The organism is Luteimonas sp. MC1572 (genome assembly GCF_016615815.1).
In the GTDB taxonomy this organism is placed as follows: domain Bacteria; phylum Pseudomonadota; class Gammaproteobacteria; order Xanthomonadales; family Xanthomonadaceae; genus Luteimonas.
Genome location: NZ_CP067112.1, coordinates 1,926,512 through 1,941,847 on the forward strand (window position 1 = coordinate 1,926,512; position 15,336 = coordinate 1,941,847).

General features: G+C 70.0%; 13 protein-coding genes. 7 read left to right on the forward strand and 6 right to left on the reverse strand.

All coding sequences use genetic code 11. From position 1 onward, the window contains the following. Positions 1-5: 5 nt before the first annotated feature. From JGR64_RS08745 to JGR64_RS08760, 4 genes are all read right to left on the reverse strand, one after another. Positions 6-1,574, reverse strand: a complete 1,569-nt coding sequence (locus JGR64_RS08745) for a glycosyltransferase family 39 protein (RefSeq protein WP_199372981.1) — start codon at positions 1,572-1,574, stop codon at positions 6-8. A gap of 71 nt (positions 1,575-1,645) precedes the next feature. Beyond that, positions 1,646-3,484 (reverse strand): DUF4105 domain-containing protein, encoded by a 1,839-nt coding sequence (locus JGR64_RS08750; RefSeq protein WP_199372982.1) that lies wholly within the window; start codon positions 3,482-3,484, stop codon positions 1,646-1,648. A gap of 7 nt (positions 3,485-3,491) precedes the next feature. Then, a complete protein-coding gene (locus JGR64_RS08755; RefSeq protein ID WP_199372983.1) occupies positions 3,492-3,794 on the reverse strand; it encodes a DUF2388 domain-containing protein in 303 nt (100 codons plus the stop codon). Then, the gene (locus JGR64_RS08760) at positions 3,791-5,203 is read right to left on the reverse strand and encodes an FAD-binding oxidoreductase (RefSeq protein ID WP_199372984.1); all 1,413 of its coding nucleotides are present in this window, start codon (positions 5,201-5,203) and stop codon (positions 3,791-3,793) included. Before JGR64_RS08760 ends, JGR64_RS08755 begins: the two co-directional genes overlap by 4 nt. 111 nt (positions 5,204-5,314) lie before the next feature. On the opposite strand from JGR64_RS08760, the gene serA reads away from it, so the two are divergent. After that, entirely contained in the window at positions 5,315-6,556 is a 1,242-nt protein-coding gene (serA, locus tag JGR64_RS08765; protein ID WP_199373250.1) for a phosphoglycerate dehydrogenase, read from the forward strand. Here the strand turns inward: serA and JGR64_RS08770 are convergent. Next, on the reverse strand, positions 6,550-7,056 hold the full coding sequence (locus tag JGR64_RS08770) for an NUDIX hydrolase (protein ID WP_233348146.1): 507 nt from the start codon (positions 7,054-7,056) through the stop codon (positions 6,550-6,552). The two genes, serA and JGR64_RS08770, sit on opposite strands and share 7 nt — an antisense overlap. Before the next feature lie 249 nt (positions 7,057-7,305). Between JGR64_RS08770 and JGR64_RS08775 the strand changes: the two genes are divergently transcribed. From JGR64_RS08775 to mtnC, 5 genes are read left to right on the forward strand one after another with little or no spacing between them, the layout of a single operon-like run. Further along, positions 7,306-8,772, forward strand: a complete 1,467-nt coding sequence (locus JGR64_RS08775) for an amino acid permease (protein WP_199372986.1) — start codon at positions 7,306-7,308, stop codon at positions 8,770-8,772. A 12-nt stretch (positions 8,773-8,784) separates the two neighbouring features. After that, positions 8,785-10,083: an amino acid permease gene (locus tag JGR64_RS08780; protein WP_199372987.1), complete on the forward strand. Its 1,299-nt coding sequence runs from the start codon at positions 8,785-8,787 to the stop codon at positions 10,081-10,083. Positions 10,084-10,118: 35 nt separating this feature from the next. Further along, on the forward strand, positions 10,119-10,763 hold the full coding sequence (locus tag JGR64_RS08785; protein WP_199372988.1) for a methylthioribulose 1-phosphate dehydratase: 645 nt from the start codon (positions 10,119-10,121) through the stop codon (positions 10,761-10,763). 18 nt (positions 10,764-10,781) lie between these two features. Continuing rightward, complete coding sequence (locus JGR64_RS08790; RefSeq protein ID WP_199372989.1) at positions 10,782-11,336, forward strand: acireductone dioxygenase; 555 nt, start codon at positions 10,782-10,784, stop codon at positions 11,334-11,336. A 12-nt stretch (positions 11,337-11,348) separates the two neighbouring features. After that, positions 11,349-12,041, forward strand: coding sequence for an acireductone synthase (gene mtnC / locus JGR64_RS08795; protein ID WP_199372990.1), 693 nt, complete (start codon positions 11,349-11,351; stop codon positions 12,039-12,041). A 9-nt stretch (positions 12,042-12,050) separates the two neighbouring features. Here mtnC and JGR64_RS08800 read toward each other — a convergent pair whose 3' ends face one another. Further along, positions 12,051-13,325: a calcineurin-like phosphoesterase C-terminal domain-containing protein gene (locus JGR64_RS08800; RefSeq protein ID WP_234446938.1), complete on the reverse strand. Its 1,275-nt coding sequence runs from the start codon at positions 13,323-13,325 to the stop codon at positions 12,051-12,053. A 152-nt stretch (positions 13,326-13,477) separates the two neighbouring features. On the opposite strand from JGR64_RS08800, the gene JGR64_RS13990 reads away from it, so the two are divergent. Further along, a complete protein-coding gene (locus JGR64_RS13990; RefSeq protein ID WP_305067909.1) occupies positions 13,478-15,319 on the forward strand; it encodes a diguanylate cyclase in 1,842 nt (613 codons plus the stop codon). Positions 15,320-15,336: the final 17 nt, after the last annotated feature.

The following is a 15,336-nucleotide window of genomic DNA, read 5'->3' on the forward strand; positions in this document are numbered from 1 at the left end:
GCGGCTCAATGCCGGTCCTGACCGGCCACGGGTCCGGAGAGCGCCGCGACAGGGCGGGTCCTGAAGATGACGCGCCCGCGATAGGGCGTGCCCAGCGGGGTGGCGACGAATCCCAGCGCCGCGATCCGAAGACGGATGCCGGGCCACCGTGACTGCTTGCAGATCCAGACCGCTCCGGGCTGGTCGGCGGCCTCCGCGAGTTCGGTCGCGAGATCCTCGTCATCGACCGGATTGAAGCGTGCCCTGGCCCCGGCAGGAACCGGATCCAGGCCGATCTTTTCGATCTCGGCATCGAGGTGCAGGCGCAGTCCGTAACGCGTCATGTCCTCGACGAAGATCACTTCGTGCACCGGGCCCGGCGCCCGCTCGTGGATCGCGACTGCCCACTGTGACGCGTCCTTGTGCGTGGGCCAGAAGCTCGCGGCAAGCTTCAGCGCCAGCAGCACCACGACCCAGGCGGCCAGCCACGGCCACCGCGGCAAACTCCGGTGTTCCTTCCGGCGCTGGACCGCGACCAGCAGTGCCAACGGCACGAACAGCGGCAGCAGGTACAGCGGCAGCCGGGACTGGGCCAGGCAGAACACCAGCAGCGGCAGCAGCACCCACAGCGCGAGGAAGAGCGCCGCAGGGTCGGCCTGCCGGCCTTCGACGCTGCGCCACCGCTGCAGGTCGGCCGGCAGTGCGCGCAGCCATCGCCACAGCGCCGGCGACCACGGCATGGTCCCCACGACCAGGGTGGGCGCATACACGAGCAACCACCCGTACCACTGTTCGTGGCGCCCGAACTTGTCGGTGACGACACGATTCACCACCTCGTCGCCCACGAAATACTCGAGCAGCCCCGGGTTGTCGGCGACGACCGCGACAAACCAGGGCAGCGCCAGCAGGCAGAACAGCGACAGTCCCCACAAGCGGAACCCGGGATGCCGGCGCCACACCAGCCAGTCGAATGCCAGCAGCACCGGCAACGGCAACAGTCCCGGCGGCCCCTTGGTCAGGAACGCCAGCGCGAAGCCCACCCACATGAGGCCCCCCCAGGCGCCAGGATGCCGGCCCGACATCCGCGCCTCGACGAACGCCCATACCGCCAGGGTCTCGAATGCGGCGAGCAGGAAGTCGGTCGTGACCATCTGCGACGCCCCGAACGGGAGCAGCATGGTGGCGTAGGCCAGCGCGGCAGTGCGTTCGCAGCCCGGCGCCAGCCGCCTGCCTATGCGCCAGGTCAGCCAGATGCACAACAGGTAGGAGAGCGCCGCCGGGAGCCGCGCCGCCGCGGCGGTCTTGCCGAACACGCCCACGCTCGCGGCGATCGCCCAGTAGGTCAGCGGCGGCTTCGTCCAATGGCCGACATCGCCGCTGCGCTTCGGATTGAGCCAGTCGCCGCTGTCGAGCATGTTGAGCGCCACATTGGCGTAGCGCCCCTCGTCGGGATCCCACAGCCCGCGACTGCCGAGGAACGCGAACGCCAGCAGGATGCAGAGAAGCGCGAAACCCCAGGCACTGCGATCCCTGACGACCCGAAGGTCGACGGGACGGACTGCGCCCGGAGGGTGATGGAGTCGGAAGAAGCGCATGCGGCGGCCTGCACGTGGAGCCGGCATCATCGCCGCGGCCGCATCGGAGAATTGTCGCAGCGCCGCCGCGCCTAGAAGGCAACGCCGCCTTCGGCTTCGTGCAGTCCACGCAGGCGGGCGCCCAGGGCGGCCACGTTGGCTTCGGCCTGCTCCAGTGATTCCCGTGTCGCCCGCGGCAACCGGTCACGGGCCGCGGCCCGCAGGCGGTCCTCCAGCGCGCGCAGGCGGGCCGCACGTGCGCCAGCGCCGGTACGGGCCTGCGTGCGCTCGGCCGCCAGCGGCAGGCCGTAACCCGGCAGCGACAGCAGGGCCGACGGACTGGCCAGTGCGCCACCTTCGCGCAACGCCTCGGCCAGGATCGGCAGCAGCCCGTCGCCGGGCACGTCGGTCGCGCGCCGGTAGGCGGCACCGCCGGCGGCGCCGGCGCGGAACACGAGCCGCTTGAGCGCATCGCGCGCCTGCTGCTCCTCGCGGCGCAGGGCCGCCTCTTCCAGCAGCAGCAGTGCCGCGGACGCGCGCATGTCGCCGCGTTGCAGCCACGGCGCACGCTGCACGGGCGCCATGCGCAGCCAGTCCGCCACGGCGGCGTGCTCCAGCGCGAGGCTCTCGCGTGCAGTGTCGTACAGCGCCTGGTAGTGGGCGTTCCAGGGCTCGAAACGGTAGCCGAGCCGGCGCGCCTCGTCGGCGTCCGCCGGCACCGCGGAATCGTCGACCAGCCCGGCGCGGCGCAGGCGCCGGAGCAGGCCCTTCGGCGTGATGCTGACGAGGTCGGCCGCGGACGCGCGCGGCAGTCCGTCGTGCAGCAGCTTCCAGGTTTCCACCGCGCAGTTGTTGCCGACGAAGCGGTAGCGGCCGTCGTAGCTCCAGTGCACGCGCGCCGCGCGTTCGAGCAGCGCGGCGATCTCGCCGGCGGACAGCCGCAGCGGGATCGATGCCAGCGGGCGCAACTCCACCCGCGTGTACTCGTCCACGACCTGCTGCAGCGGCAGCACGAACAGGCGCGAGGGATAGCCACCGGTGAGCCCGCGCCAGCTCGAGAGCTGCAGGTCGTCGACGAAGGCGCGGAACGAGAGCACGCGGTGGTGGTCGAGGTCGAGGCGGCAGTCCGGCCCGGGCGTGCGTCCCGGGGCGCAGACCACGAGGCGCAGCATGCTGTGTCCCCAGCGGCTCGACATGGCTTCGCCGTCGCCGGCGAGGAGGTAGTCCACGGCGACCACGCGCGCCGGATCGAGTTCCAGCAGGGGCGCGGCATCGGCGTCGGCGAGTGCGCCGGCGTCGACGTAGGGCAGCGTGGCGGCGCAGGCCGGCGCGTCGGGCGACCAGCCGAAGTGCGCGGCGAAATGCGCATGCAGCGCCGGGCGCCGGCAGGCGTACGCCGGATCCAGCAGGAAGTGCTCGACGTTCACCGCCACGAACTCCGCGGGCGACGCCAGTTCGTAGGCATCGGGGCTGCGCGCGCCGAAGGCGTTGCGTGCGCCGCGACCGGGCCACAGCGGCCGCACCTGCCAACCGGCCAGGTCGAGCGTGCGCGGATCGCGCGAGATACGGCCGGGACCGTGGTCCCAGGCGTGTGCGACCTCGTGGACGAGCGCCGTCACCGCGGCATCGCGCCCCTCTCCCGCCGACCCGTCCTGCCACGCGGCCAACAGGGCGCGGTCGAGCACGATGCGGCGCCCGCGGATGCGGCCGTGCACCTGCGCCGGCAGGTCGTCGCGCCAGCCCAGCTGCAGCGTGGCGTCCCAGTCCCGCAGCACGGGCGGCAGGCGCGGCAGCGTCGCCTGCACCAGCCGCCGGCTTGCCTCGGCATCGGCCGCGGTCGCGCCGCTTTCCGCGGTGACCTGCAGCGCCGCATGCGCGGGCCACGGCACGGCCAGCGCACACAGCAGCAGGCGCCTGGCCCAGCGGTGCATCAGCGCATCAGCGGGCGAGGATCGCCCGCGCCAGTTCAAGGTCGCTGGCGTCGCGCGCCGCGGCCGACTGCCCGCGCAGGTGGCGCAATGCCGCCTCGAGGCGTGCACCGCGGATGCGTCCATCGGTGGCGACGAAACCGGCCGCATCCTCGCGCGCCTGCAGCACGATCTTGTCGTTGCCGGACGTGGATCCGGACGAGCCGGCGCTGGATGCCGACGAGGCACCGCCGCTGGTGCCGGCGAAGCTGGAAGCGTGGACGGGGGCAACCGCGAGCAGCAGCAGCGCGCAGGCGGGGAAGAATCGGGTCATGGCGTGGGGTCGCTGGTGGGGGATTCGGCGTCGAAGAGCTTGCCGGGATTGAGGATACCCGCCGGGTCGAGGGCGAGGCGCAGCGCGCGCATCACCGCGATCTCGGCGGCATCGCGAGTGGAGCCGAGGAAGGCCTTCTTGACCAGGCCGATGCCGTGTTCGGCGGAGATGCTGCCGCCGTGGCGGTTCAGCAGGCTGGCGAGGTGTGCGGTGACCGCGCCGCAGCGCGTCACGAACTGATCCTGCTCCATGTCGGCGGGCTTGAGCACGTTGATGTGCAGGTTGCCGTCGCCGATGTGCCCGAACCAGACGACCTCGAAATCCGGATATTCGGCCGCGAGCAGCGCCTGCGCCTCTGCCAGGAACGCGGGCATCGCCGACACCCGCACGGCCACGTCGTTCTTGTAAGGCAACGATGCTGCGAGGCTTTCGGTGATGCCCTCGCGCAGGCGCCAGAGCTGCGCCGCCTGCGCGTCGCTGCCGGCAATCACGCCGTCGGCCACCCAACCCTGCTCCGCGCAGTGGCTGAAGGCGTCGAGCAGGCGCGGATCATCGGCGCCGTCGGCCGCGAACTCGGCCACCACGTAGTACGGATGCACGTCGGCGAACGGCGCCTGCGCGCCATGCGCGACCACGTGATGCAGCGCGCGGTCGGTGAAGAACTCGAATGCCTCCAGCGCCAGCCGTTCGCGCAGCGCCTGGAACACCTGCATCAGCACCGCAAACGAGGGCAGCGCCAGCAACATGGTCGCGGTGGGCGGCGGCGGCGCGGTGAGTCGCAGCGTGGCCTCCACCACCACGCCCAGCGTGCCCTCCGAGGCGATGGCCAGGTGGCGCAGGTCGTAGCCGCTGGAGTTCTTGACCAGGCCGCGGTTGAGGTCGAGCACGTCGCCGGCGGCGGTCACCAGCTTCAGCCCGGCGACCCATTCGCGGGTGTTGCCGTAGCGCAGCACGCGGATGCCGCCGGCGTTGGTGGCGATGTTGCCGCCGATGGTGCAGGAGCCGCGGGATGCGAAATCGACCGGGTAGTACAGGCCATGGCTGCGCGCCGCTTCCTGCACCGTCTCCAGCGCCACGCCCGCCTCGACGACCAGCGTGCGGTCGACCGCATCGAAGGCAAGTACGCGGCGCATGCGTTCCAGGCTCAGCACCAGTTCGCCGTTGGCCGCCACCGCGCCCCCCGACAACCCGGTGCGCCCGCCCGAGGGCACCACCGCCACGTTCTCCGCGCCAGCCCAGCGCAGCACCGCGACGACCTGCTCCACGCTGGCCGGAAACGCGATCGCCAGCGGCGCCGGCGTCCAGCGCCGCGTCCAGTCCTGGCCGTAGTGCAGCAGGTCGTCGGCGGACGTGGCCAGCGCCAGGCCGGGGACGGCCTCGCACAGGCGCTCGAGTCGTGGATCGCTCATCTGGACCGCTCAGCGTGCATTGCGGCCAGCCTGCCAGCCACGCGCGCCAGCGTCCAGCGCTGCGGTGCAACATGCGGCGCCCGCTGGCACACTGCAGGGCCCGCCCGGCGCATCCGCATGCTCAAGACCTCCTACCCCCGCAAGGATATCCGTGTGTTGCTGCTGGAGGGCGTCAGCGACAGCGCGGTCGAGGTGTTCCGCAACGCCGGCTATTCGAACATCGAGGCGTTCGCATCGTCGCTGCCCGAGGACGAGCTGCGCGCGCGCATCGCCGAGGCGCACATCGTCGGCATCCGTTCGCGCACCCAGCTGACGGCGGACGTGCTGGCCGACGCCAGGCGCCTGCTGGCGGTCGGCTGCTTCTGCATCGGCACCAACCAGGTGGACCTGGACGCGGCCGAGCTTGCCGGCGTACCGGTGTTCAACGCGCCCTACTCCAACACCCGCAGCGTGGCCGAGCTGGTGATCGCCGAGGCGATCATGCTGATGCGCGGCATCCCGCGGAAGCACGCCGAATGCCTGCGCGGCGGCTGGCTGAAGTCGGCGACCGGCAGCCACGAGGTGCGCGGCAAGACGCTCGGCATCATCGGCTACGGCCACATCGGCACCCAGGTCGGGCTGCTTGCCGAAGGCTTCGGCATGCGCGTGCTGTTCCATGACATCGAGGCCAAGCTGTCGCTCGGCAACGCGCAGGCCGCGATCGGGATGGACGACCTGTTGGCGCGCGCCGACGTCGTCACCCTGCACGTGCCGGAAACCCCTGCCACGCGCCTGATGATCGGCGCGTCCGAACTCGCGGCGATGAAGCCCGGCGTGCACCTGATCAACGCCTCGCGCGGCACCGTGGTCGACATCGACGCGCTGGCCGCGGCGCTCGACAGCGGCCAGGTCGGCGGCGCGGCGGTGGATGTGTTCCCGGTCGAGCCCAAGGGCAACGAGGATGCGTTCACGTCGCCACTGACGCGCTTCGACAACGTCATCCTCACTCCGCACGTCGGCGGCAGCACGCTCGAGGCGCAGGACAACATCGGCATCGAGGTGGCGTCGAAGCTGGTGCGCTACAGCGACAACGGCAGCACGCTGTCGGCGGTCAACTTCCCCGAGGTCACGCTGCCTGGGCACGAAGGGAGCCAGCGACTGCTGCACATCCACCGCAACGTGCCGGGCGTGCTGTCGCAGGTCAACGACATCTTCTCGCAGGCGGGTGTGAACATCGACGGCCAGTTCCTGCGCACCGACAGCAAGGTCGGCTACGTGGTGATCGACATCACCGCGACGCCGGAGCAGGCGCAGGGCCTGCGCACGGCGCTGGCCGCGGTGCCCGCCACGCTGCGCGCGCGCATCCTCTACTGAGGCGCGCGCCCCAGCCACTTGCACGCCATGCGGCGCAGTGACGGGTCGATGCCGTCGTCGGCGGCGACGGCCGCGATGTCGCGCCAGGCCAGCGCATGTGATTCGTCGCTGACCACGAAACGCTCGTCGGCGCCGGCGCGCACCACGTAGCGCACGTCGTGGTGCCAATGGCCGGGCACCTCATTGCGCGCCGGAATCCAGTGCCGGTCGAGGTCGAAGATCCCGCCCTCGAGCACCAGCCCGACCAGTCCGGTTTCCTCTTCGGCTTCGCCCAGTGCGACGCGCGCGAGATCGCGGTCGCCGTCGGCATGGCCGCCGGGCTGCAGCCAGCGATCGAGCTTGCGATGGTGGGTGAGCAGCGTGCGCCGGCCGTCGGCGCTCACCACCAGCGCCGACGCGGTGAAGTGGCCGGCCAGGCGCGTGCGCAGGAAGGGATCCTCGCGGTCGCGCAGCAGCGCGATGAACATGTCCGCGGCCTCGGCCTCATCGGGCATGCGCATGCCATGCGCGGCGAACGCGGCTGCGAGCCGCTCGATGGCGGGATCGTCACCTGGGTGCAGATGGATGGTGCGTTGCGACATTTTTTGGCTCGTGCCCGGCGCTCCATTATCGCCGCGCGCAGGCCCCGCGATGCCGCTTGTGATCCCCGCCATGCTTTGGCAAGGTACGGCAGCCATGGTGCCTGTGGCACCGTCCAATGCAGCGCGGTCCCCACGCCGTCCGTTGCCACAACGAAGGGGAACACGCGAATGCTCAGAGACCTCATGCGGGTCAAGGCGATCGAGCCTGCTCCACACGTGGATGCCGGCGAACCGGTCGAAGGCAGCCTGCAGGGCGAAGTGAGCCTGAAGCGCACGCTCACGGCGACGCAACTGTTCCTGCTCGGCGTGGGCGCGGTGATCGGCGCGGGCATCTTCGTGCTGACCGGCCATGCCGCGGCCGAACATGCCGGCCCGGCGGTGGTGCTGAGCTTCGTGCTGGCCGGATTCGCCTGCGCACTGGCGGGCCTGTGCTATGCCGAATTCGCATCGATGATGCCGGTCTCCGGCAGCGCCTATTCCTACGCCTACGCCACGCTCGGCGAGTTCGTGGCGTGGTTCATCGGCTGGTGCCTGGTGCTGGAATACCTGTTCGCGGCCTCCACCGTCGCCGTGGGCTGGTCCGGCTACCTCAACGGTTTCCTCGGCACGCTGGGCGTGCCGATCCCGGACGCGCTGTCGATGGCCACGTTCACCGTCACCAACGGCGAGTTCGTGCGCACCGGCGCGATCCTCAACCTGCCGGCGGTGGCCATCGTCGCTGCGGTCAGCGGCCTGTGCTACGTCGGCATCACCCAGTCGGCGTTCGTGAACTCCATCATCGTGGCCCTCAAGGTCACGGTGATCCTGCTGTTCATCGGCTTCGGCCTGCAGTACATCGACCCGGCCAACTGGCAGCCCTTCATCCCCGCGAACGAGGGCCCGGGCAAGTACGGCGTGGAAGGCATCGTGCGCGGCGCGTCGATCGTGTTCTTCGCCTACATCGGCTTCGATGCGGTCTCCACCGCCGCCGGCGAAGCCAAGAACCCGCAGCGTGACATGCCGATCGGCATCCTCGGTTCGCTGGTGTTCTGCACCATCGTCTACATCGTGGTCTGCGGCGTGCTGACCGGCCTGGTGCCGTACCCGCAACTGTCGACGCCGAAGCCGGTGTCCACCGCGCTGGAGGCCTACCCCGACCTGCTGTGGCTGAAGTCGGTGGTGGAGGTCGGCGCGATTGCCGGCCTGTCCTCGGTGATCCTGGTGATGCTGATGGCGCAGCCGCGCATCTTCTACAGCATGTCGCGCGACGGCCTGCTGCCGAAAATCTTCGGCAAGGTCCACACGAAGTACCAGACGCCTTACGTGGGCACGATCATCGTCGGCGCGATCGCGGCATGCCTGGCGGGCTTCCTGCCGATCGGCCTGCTCGGCGAGATGGTGTCGATGGGCACCCTGCTGGCTTTCGCCACGGTGTCCGCCGGCGTGCTGGTGCTGCGCCTGAAGCGGCCCGACCTGCCGCGTCCGTTCCGCGTGCCGCTGGTGTACATCGTGTCGCCGCTCGGCGTCGCGGCCTGCCTGTACCTGTTCCTGCCGCCGTTCATGGAGCACTGGCCGCTGTTCGTGGGCTGGATGGTCATCGGCATGGTGATCTATTTCGGCTACGGCCACTGGCACAGCAAGCTGCGTACGCGCTGAGGACAAGCAGCCATGACTGACGTGGTCGCCAGCGCAAAGAAGATCGGCCCGGTGCTGGCGACGTTCGTTGTCGCCAACAACATGATCGGCTCGGGGTTCTTCCTGTTGCCGGCCACCCTGGCCAAGTCCGGCGGCGTGACCGCGCTGGCCTGGCTGCTCGGCACCATCCTCGCGGTGGTGCTGGGCGCGGCGTTCGCGCGGCTGGCGCGCGCCTACCCGGACATGACCTCGCCCGACGACTACGTGCGGCCGGCGCTGGGCCGCGACATGGGCTTCCTGGCGACCACGCTGTACTGGATCTCGTCATGGATCGGCAACAACGCGATCGCGGTGGCGGCGTTCGGCTACATCGTGGCCCTGCTCCAGCTCGGTGACGGTCCGGGCATGCGCCTGTTCGGGCAGATCGCGCTGATCTGGCTGATGTTCGCCATCAACCTGATGGGCCCGCGCCCGATCGCGCGCTTCCAGTCGCTGTGCGTGGTGTTCGGCCTGCTGCCGGTGGTCGCGGTGCTGACCGCGGGCTGGGGCAGCTTCGACCCGGAGATCTACCGCGCCGCATGGAACGTCAGCGGCGAGACCGATGCGGTGGTGGTGATGGCGTCGCTGGCGCCGATCTTCTGGGCGTTCGTGGGCCTTGAGACCGGCGCGATGGTCGCCGGCGTGGTGCGCGATCCGGACCGCAACGTGCCGCGCGCCACCATCGGCGGCATCCTGATCGCCGGCGTGGTCTACCTGGTGTCGTCGGTGTTGATGATGGGCATCGTGCCCGCCGAACGCATCGCCGAATCGAGCGCGCCGTTCGCGCTGGTCGCGGGCGAGATGTTCGGCGTGTGGGCGGTGCCGGTGATCGCCGCCGCGGCGGCCATCAAGGCCACCGGCACGCTCGGCGGATGGATGCTGGTCAGTGGCGAGTCCGGCGCGCGCGCCGCGCACCGCGGCTTCCTGCCGGCGATCTTCGGGCGCCTGCATCCCAACGGCTCGGCGCGCTGGGGGTTGTTCATCATCGCCTCGGCCATGACCCTGATCGCAGTGTTCACGTTGGCGCCGACGGTGTCGTCGCAGTTCGAGACCATCATCAACATGGTGGTGACGCTGGTGGTGATGGCTTATATCGCCGCCGGCCTGAGCCTGTTGCTGGGTTCGCCGGAGCTGCCTTCCGGTCCGCGCGAGCGTCTGCTCGGAATGGGCGCGCTGGTCGCCTGCGGCCTGCTGGTCTACTCCACGCCGGTCGACACGCTGGTCGGCGGGCTGGTGATCGCACTGCTGTGCTGGGCCGGCTACCGGGGCTTCGCGCGCCGCGCCACGCGTTAGACCCGCGCGTTAGACCCGCGCGGTAGAATCGGGGCATGGTCGACACCCTGCCCTACGACATCCACGCGCTGCGCGACCGCGCCGGCGAACTCATCATCAATGTCCGCGAGCTTTCGGCGGCCGGCTGGACGCCCGCGACCAGCAGCAACTTCTCGCGCCGGCTCGATGACCGCCATGCCGCGATCACCGTATCCGGCCGCGACAAGGGCAAGCTGTGCGAGGCCGACATCATGGTCGTCGACTTCGACGGCAAGGCGGTCGGCAGCGACCACCGGCCCTCCGCCGAGACCCTGCTGCACACCCAGCTCTACCGCAGGTTTCCCGACATCGGCTGCGTGCTGCACACGCATTCGCGCACGCAGACCGTCGCCTCGCGCCTGTACGCCGGCGCCGGCCACGTGCACCTGGCCGGCTACGAGCTGCTGAAGGCCTTCGCGGGAACCTCCACCCACGAGGTGGAACTCGACCTGCCGGTGCTGCCCAACAGCCAGGACATGCCCACGCTGGCCGCGCAGGTCGACGCGCTGCTCGACGACGGCCCGATGTGGGGCTACCTGATCGACGGCCATGGCCTGTACGCCTGGGGCCGCGACATGGCCGAGGCGCGCCGCCACCTCGAAGCTTTCGAGTTCCTGCTCGGCTGCGAGCTGGACCTGCTGCGGCTGCAGCCGCGGCGCTGAACCAAAGGAGATCCCGACATGAGCCGCCTGCGCATTTTTGCCGACGACGCCCCCACCACCCCGCTGCTCGACACCAGCGCCGGCGACGCCATCGCGCGCGAACTGAATGCCATCGGCGTGACGTTCGAGCGCTGGCAAGCCACGCAGCCGATCGCCGCCGGCGCCACGCAGGACGAGGTTCTCGCCGCGTACAGGGCCGACGTCGACCGCATCAGCGCCGAGCGCGGATTCACCTCGGTCGACGTGATCAGCATCGCGCCCGACAACCCGAAGCGCGAGGAAATGCGCGGCAAGTTCCTCGACGAGCACTTCCACAAGGAAGACGAGGTGCGGTTCTTCGTGGCGGGCTCCGGGCTGTTCACCCTGCACGTCGACGGCAAGGTCTACGAGATCGAGTGCGTCAAGGACGACCTGATCGCGGTCCCCGACGGCACCACGCACTGGTTCGACATGGGACCGGAGCCGGAATTCGTCGCCATCCGCTTCTTCCAGCAGCCCGACGGCTGGATCGGCCACTTCACCGGCACCGACATCGCGCGGAAATTCCCGCGCTACGAAAAGGGTTCGCGCTGAGGCGCGGCTTGCATGAAGACGACGGTACTCACTGACATCGAAGGGACCACGGGCAGCATCGCGTTCGTGCGCGACGTGCTGTTTCCGTATGCGCGGCGCGAGCTGCCGCGCTTCGTGCGCGAGCGTGGCCATGACCCCGAAGTGCGGCGCTGGCTGGACGAGGTGGCCACCGCGCATGGCGCGATGTGCGATGACGCGATGATCGTGGAGACGCTGCAGGGCTGGATCGACGAGGACCGCAAGCACACCGCGCTCAAAGCCCTGCAGGGCATGATGTGGAGCGAGGGTTACCGGCGCGCCGATTTCACCGCGCACATCTACCCCGACGCGGTGGCCGGGCTGCGCCGCTGGCACGACGCGGGCCACCCGCTGGCGGTGTACTCATCCGGTTCGGTGCCCGCGCAGAAGCTGTTCTTCGGCCATTCCGATGCCGGCGACCTGCTGCCGCTGTTCGACGCCTTCTTCGACACCGAGGTCGGCGGCAAGCGTGAGGCCGCGAGCTACGCCAACATCGCCGGACGCCTGCAGCGCGAGCCGGGCGACATCGTGTTCCTGTCCGACGTGGTGGCCGAACTCGACGCCGCGCGCGATGCCGGCCTGCGCACCGTGCTGGTCGACCGGCTGCAGGATTACCCGCAGCCGCGCACCGGCGATGCGGCCAACGGCCACGCGCGCGTGGATTCGTTCGACGCCATCACGCCCTGATCGTTCTGCCTAGGGCGACGTGCCGTGTCCCGGTTCGGCCTGGTCCAGGCGATACCGGGTCGCGGCCCGCTGCTCGCCGAGCCAGCGGTCGAAGGTGCGCACCTCGACCTCGTGCTCGCCCGGGTCCAGGTCGGTAGGCAGCGCCCCGCGCCACAGGTGGGCCGAGACTTCGGCTTCGGGCGAGCGGTCGTAGCCGCGCAGCGCGCCTGCCGCGTCGTCGCGCACGTTCTCGGCCAGCAGGCGTGGATCGGCGCGCGACACCTTGTCCATCGCGCGCCAGGCGCCGCCGTCGATGCGGTACTCGACCACGCTGTCGTCCTCGCCCATGAACACATTGGCGTAGACCGCCCAGGCGGGATAGGCGCCGTGCCGCAGCACTGCGGGCGCGTGCAGCGCCATCGCCGCGGTGAGCGACGGGTTGTCCGCGGGCAGCCGCGCGGGATGCCAGGACAGGCGGTAATCGCCGTCGGCATCGATCTTCAGCAACGCGTGGCCGTTGGGCGTGCCGTCGGCCATGGTGGCGTCGGGGATGCCGTCCGCGTCCGGGGCACCCGACCAGAACGCGCCGCTGGCCGCGCCGACGTTGTACTCGTGCAGCGGCGTGGCGCCGTGCCAGCCGTCAGCCGGCCCGTGCCGGTAATGGCGTTGGGTGTGGCGATGGCCGCTGAGCACCAGCACTCTCGGGAAGTCGCGCAGCAACACGAACAGCCGCTCGCGGTCGGCGCGGCGGAAGGTCTCGGCGCGGCCGGGCGCCGCGGTATCGAACAGCGGGATGTGCATCGCCAGCACCAGCAGGCGGTCGCGCGGCTGGGTGGGCAGCCAGGCCTCGAGCAGCGCGAACTGGTCCTCACGCAGGCCGCCGACGTAGCCGCCGCGCGCGCCCGGCAGCTTCACGACGTTGTCGAGCACGACGAAGGCGGCCTCGGGCTCCTCGCGCACATAGCTGTCCGGGCCGTAGCTGCGGTGGAACGCCGACAGCGATCCCTCGTCTCCTTCGGCACCCGGGTCGAGGTCATGGTTGCCCGGCACGTGCAGCCACGGGATGCCGAGCCTTGCGGTAACCGCGTTGACCTCCGGATACAGCGCGACGACGTCATCGACGATGTCGCCCAGGCTGATGCCGAAATCGGCGCCCATGCCGGCGTCGGCGCGCAGCGGCTCGACGATGTCGCGCGCGTAATAGTCGACATCGCGCATGGACTTGACCTGCGGATCGGCGAACAGCAGCACCGTCAGCGCGTCGCGGGCCGTGGCGGGTGCAGCCAGCGCCACCAGGAGCGCCACTCCAAGAATCCGGGTCGACCGAGGCATACATGTTCCGTCGCGAGCGATGGCCCATTATGCCGGCCGCCTTCGTTTGCAAAAGTACGATGCCGCGGGCATATGATCAGCCCTGGCGGGGGAGTAGGGGCCGACATGGAAGCAGGCACGTGCAGATGGGGATGATCCAGGCGAGGCCCGCGCCCGCCTGGCGGCTGCTGCTGACCTGCCTCTGCCTGCTCCTGGCATGCGCGACCAGCGCGTGGGCCGCGCCGACGCTGGGCCTTGGCGAGGCGACCCGCGAGATCGCGCTCTCGCCGTACATGAGCTACCACCACGACACTGAAGCCAGGGACCGGGTCGAAGATGCGTTGCGGCGCGTCGGCAACGGCGTGTTCGCCCCGCTGCCGCGCAACGATGCCGCCTTCGGCTTCCAGAAGGGGGCGTTCTGGTTCCATGCGGCCATCATCAACGAGAACCGTGCGGAACCGCGCTGGCTGCTGGTGCAGGCCTATCCGCTCAGTGACCAGATCGACCTCTATGTCCGCTACCCCGACGGTCGCATCGAGCACCGCGCGGGTGGCGACACCCTGCCCTTCGCCGAGCGCAGCATCCGTTACAGGCACCCCAACTTCCTGCTCGACCTGCCGGTCGGGCAGCGCGTGGAGCTGCTGATCCGGGTGCAGAGCCAGAGTTCGATGCAGGTGCCGCTGGTGCTGTACACGCCCAGCGCGTTCACCGAGATGTCGCGCGATGCGCAGTTCTCGATTGGCCTGTACTACGGGATCCTGCTGGCGCTGTTCTTCTACAACCTGGTGCTGTGGCTGGTGCTGCGTGATGCCAGCTACTTCTGGTACCTGTTCCACATCGGTGCATTCGGGCTGGTGCTGTTCTGCCTGAACGGCCTGGGGTTCGAATACCTGTGGCCGGACAACACCTGGCTCGCCGACAAGTCGGTGCCGCTGTCGATCAGCCTTGCGCTGGTGGGCATGCACCAGTTCGCGCGCGTGTTCCTCGGGCTGGGCGAACGCTGGCCGCGCGGCAACGTGGTCAGCATCATTGCCATTGCCGCGTTCGTCGCATTCGGCATCGCGGCGATCATCGTCCCGTACCGCATCATCACCCAGGCGGTGTCGCTGGCCGTGCTGGCCAGCATCATCTGGATCACGATCGTAAGCGTGGTGGCGCTGCGCCGCGGCTACGCGCCGGCGCGGCTTTTCCTGCTGTCGTGGAGCATGTTCCTCGCGGGCACGGGGGTATTCACCCTGGTCGCGTTCGGCGTGGTCCCCAAGTCGTTCTTCACCGAGTACGGCGTGCAGCTCGGCTCCGCCCTGGAGATGCTGTTCCTCTCGATCGCGCTGAGCTACCGGTATGCCTCGCTGCGCAACGAGAACGAACGCATCGTCAGCGATGCCAACCTGATGCTCGAGCGCAAGGTCGCGCAGCGCACCAGCGAGGTGCGGCACGCCCTGGTGCAGCTGGAGGAGGCGCATGCGCGGCTGCGCGATTCCAGTCGCCGCGACGGGCTGACCGGCCTCTACAACCGCACCTACTTCCACGAGGCCTTCGAGCGGATGCTGCGCGACTGCAACGATGACGGCCAGCCGCTGTCGCTGCTGATGATCGACCTCGACCACTTCAAGTCGGTCAACGACGAATACGGGCACCTGGTCGGCGACGAATGCCTGCGCTGGGCCACGCAGCGCATCGGCCGCGCGCTGCGGCCGCACGACGCGCTACCGGCGCGCTTCGGTGGCGAGGAGTTCGTGGTCGCTCTGCCGGGCCACGACCTGCACGCCGCGGTCGCGGTGGCCGAAGAAGTGCGCCAGTCGCTGCTGGCCGAGCCCTGCGTGTCGAACGGCGACATCATCCGCATGTCGGCCAGCGTCGGCGTGCACACCATCGAACCGGGTGCGATCGACGACATCGACGACGCCTTCCAGATCGCCGACCAGGCTCTCTACAGCGCCAAGGCCAACGGCCGCGACTGCGTGAGGACGTCCATCTCGGCAGCCTGAGCCGGTGCGAATCGTGC

What these genes read in the sequence shown, in the direction of transcription:
- JGR64_RS08770 (WP_233348146.1), bottom strand. Translation starts at nt 7,056, where the DNA reads ATGCGCATGCCCGATGAGGCCGAGGCCGCGGACATGTTCATCGCGCTG.
- JGR64_RS08780 (WP_199372987.1), top strand. Translation starts at nt 8,785, where the DNA reads ATGACTGACGTGGTCGCCAGCGCAAAGAAGATCGGCCCGGTGCTGGCG.
- JGR64_RS13990 (WP_305067909.1), top strand. Translation starts at nt 13,478, where the DNA reads ATGGGGATGATCCAGGCGAGGCCCGCGCCCGCCTGGCGGCTGCTGCTG.
- JGR64_RS08760 (WP_199372984.1), bottom strand. Translation starts at nt 5,203, where the DNA reads ATGAGCGATCCACGACTCGAGCGCCTGTGCGAGGCCGTCCCCGGCCTG.
- mtnC (WP_199372990.1), top strand. Translation starts at nt 11,349, where the DNA reads ATGAAGACGACGGTACTCACTGACATCGAAGGGACCACGGGCAGCATC.
- JGR64_RS08790 (WP_199372989.1), top strand. Translation starts at nt 10,782, where the DNA reads ATGAGCCGCCTGCGCATTTTTGCCGACGACGCCCCCACCACCCCGCTG.
- JGR64_RS08750 (WP_199372982.1), bottom strand. Translation starts at nt 3,484, where the DNA reads ATGCACCGCTGGGCCAGGCGCCTGCTGCTGTGTGCGCTGGCCGTGCCG.
- JGR64_RS08785 (WP_199372988.1), top strand. Translation starts at nt 10,119, where the DNA reads ATGGTCGACACCCTGCCCTACGACATCCACGCGCTGCGCGACCGCGCC.
- JGR64_RS08775 (WP_199372986.1), top strand. Translation starts at nt 7,306, where the DNA reads ATGCTCAGAGACCTCATGCGGGTCAAGGCGATCGAGCCTGCTCCACAC.
- JGR64_RS08755 (WP_199372983.1), bottom strand. Translation starts at nt 3,794, where the DNA reads ATGACCCGATTCTTCCCCGCCTGCGCGCTGCTGCTGCTCGCGGTTGCC.
- JGR64_RS08745 (WP_199372981.1), bottom strand. Translation starts at nt 1,574, where the DNA reads ATGCGCTTCTTCCGACTCCATCACCCTCCGGGCGCAGTCCGTCCCGTC.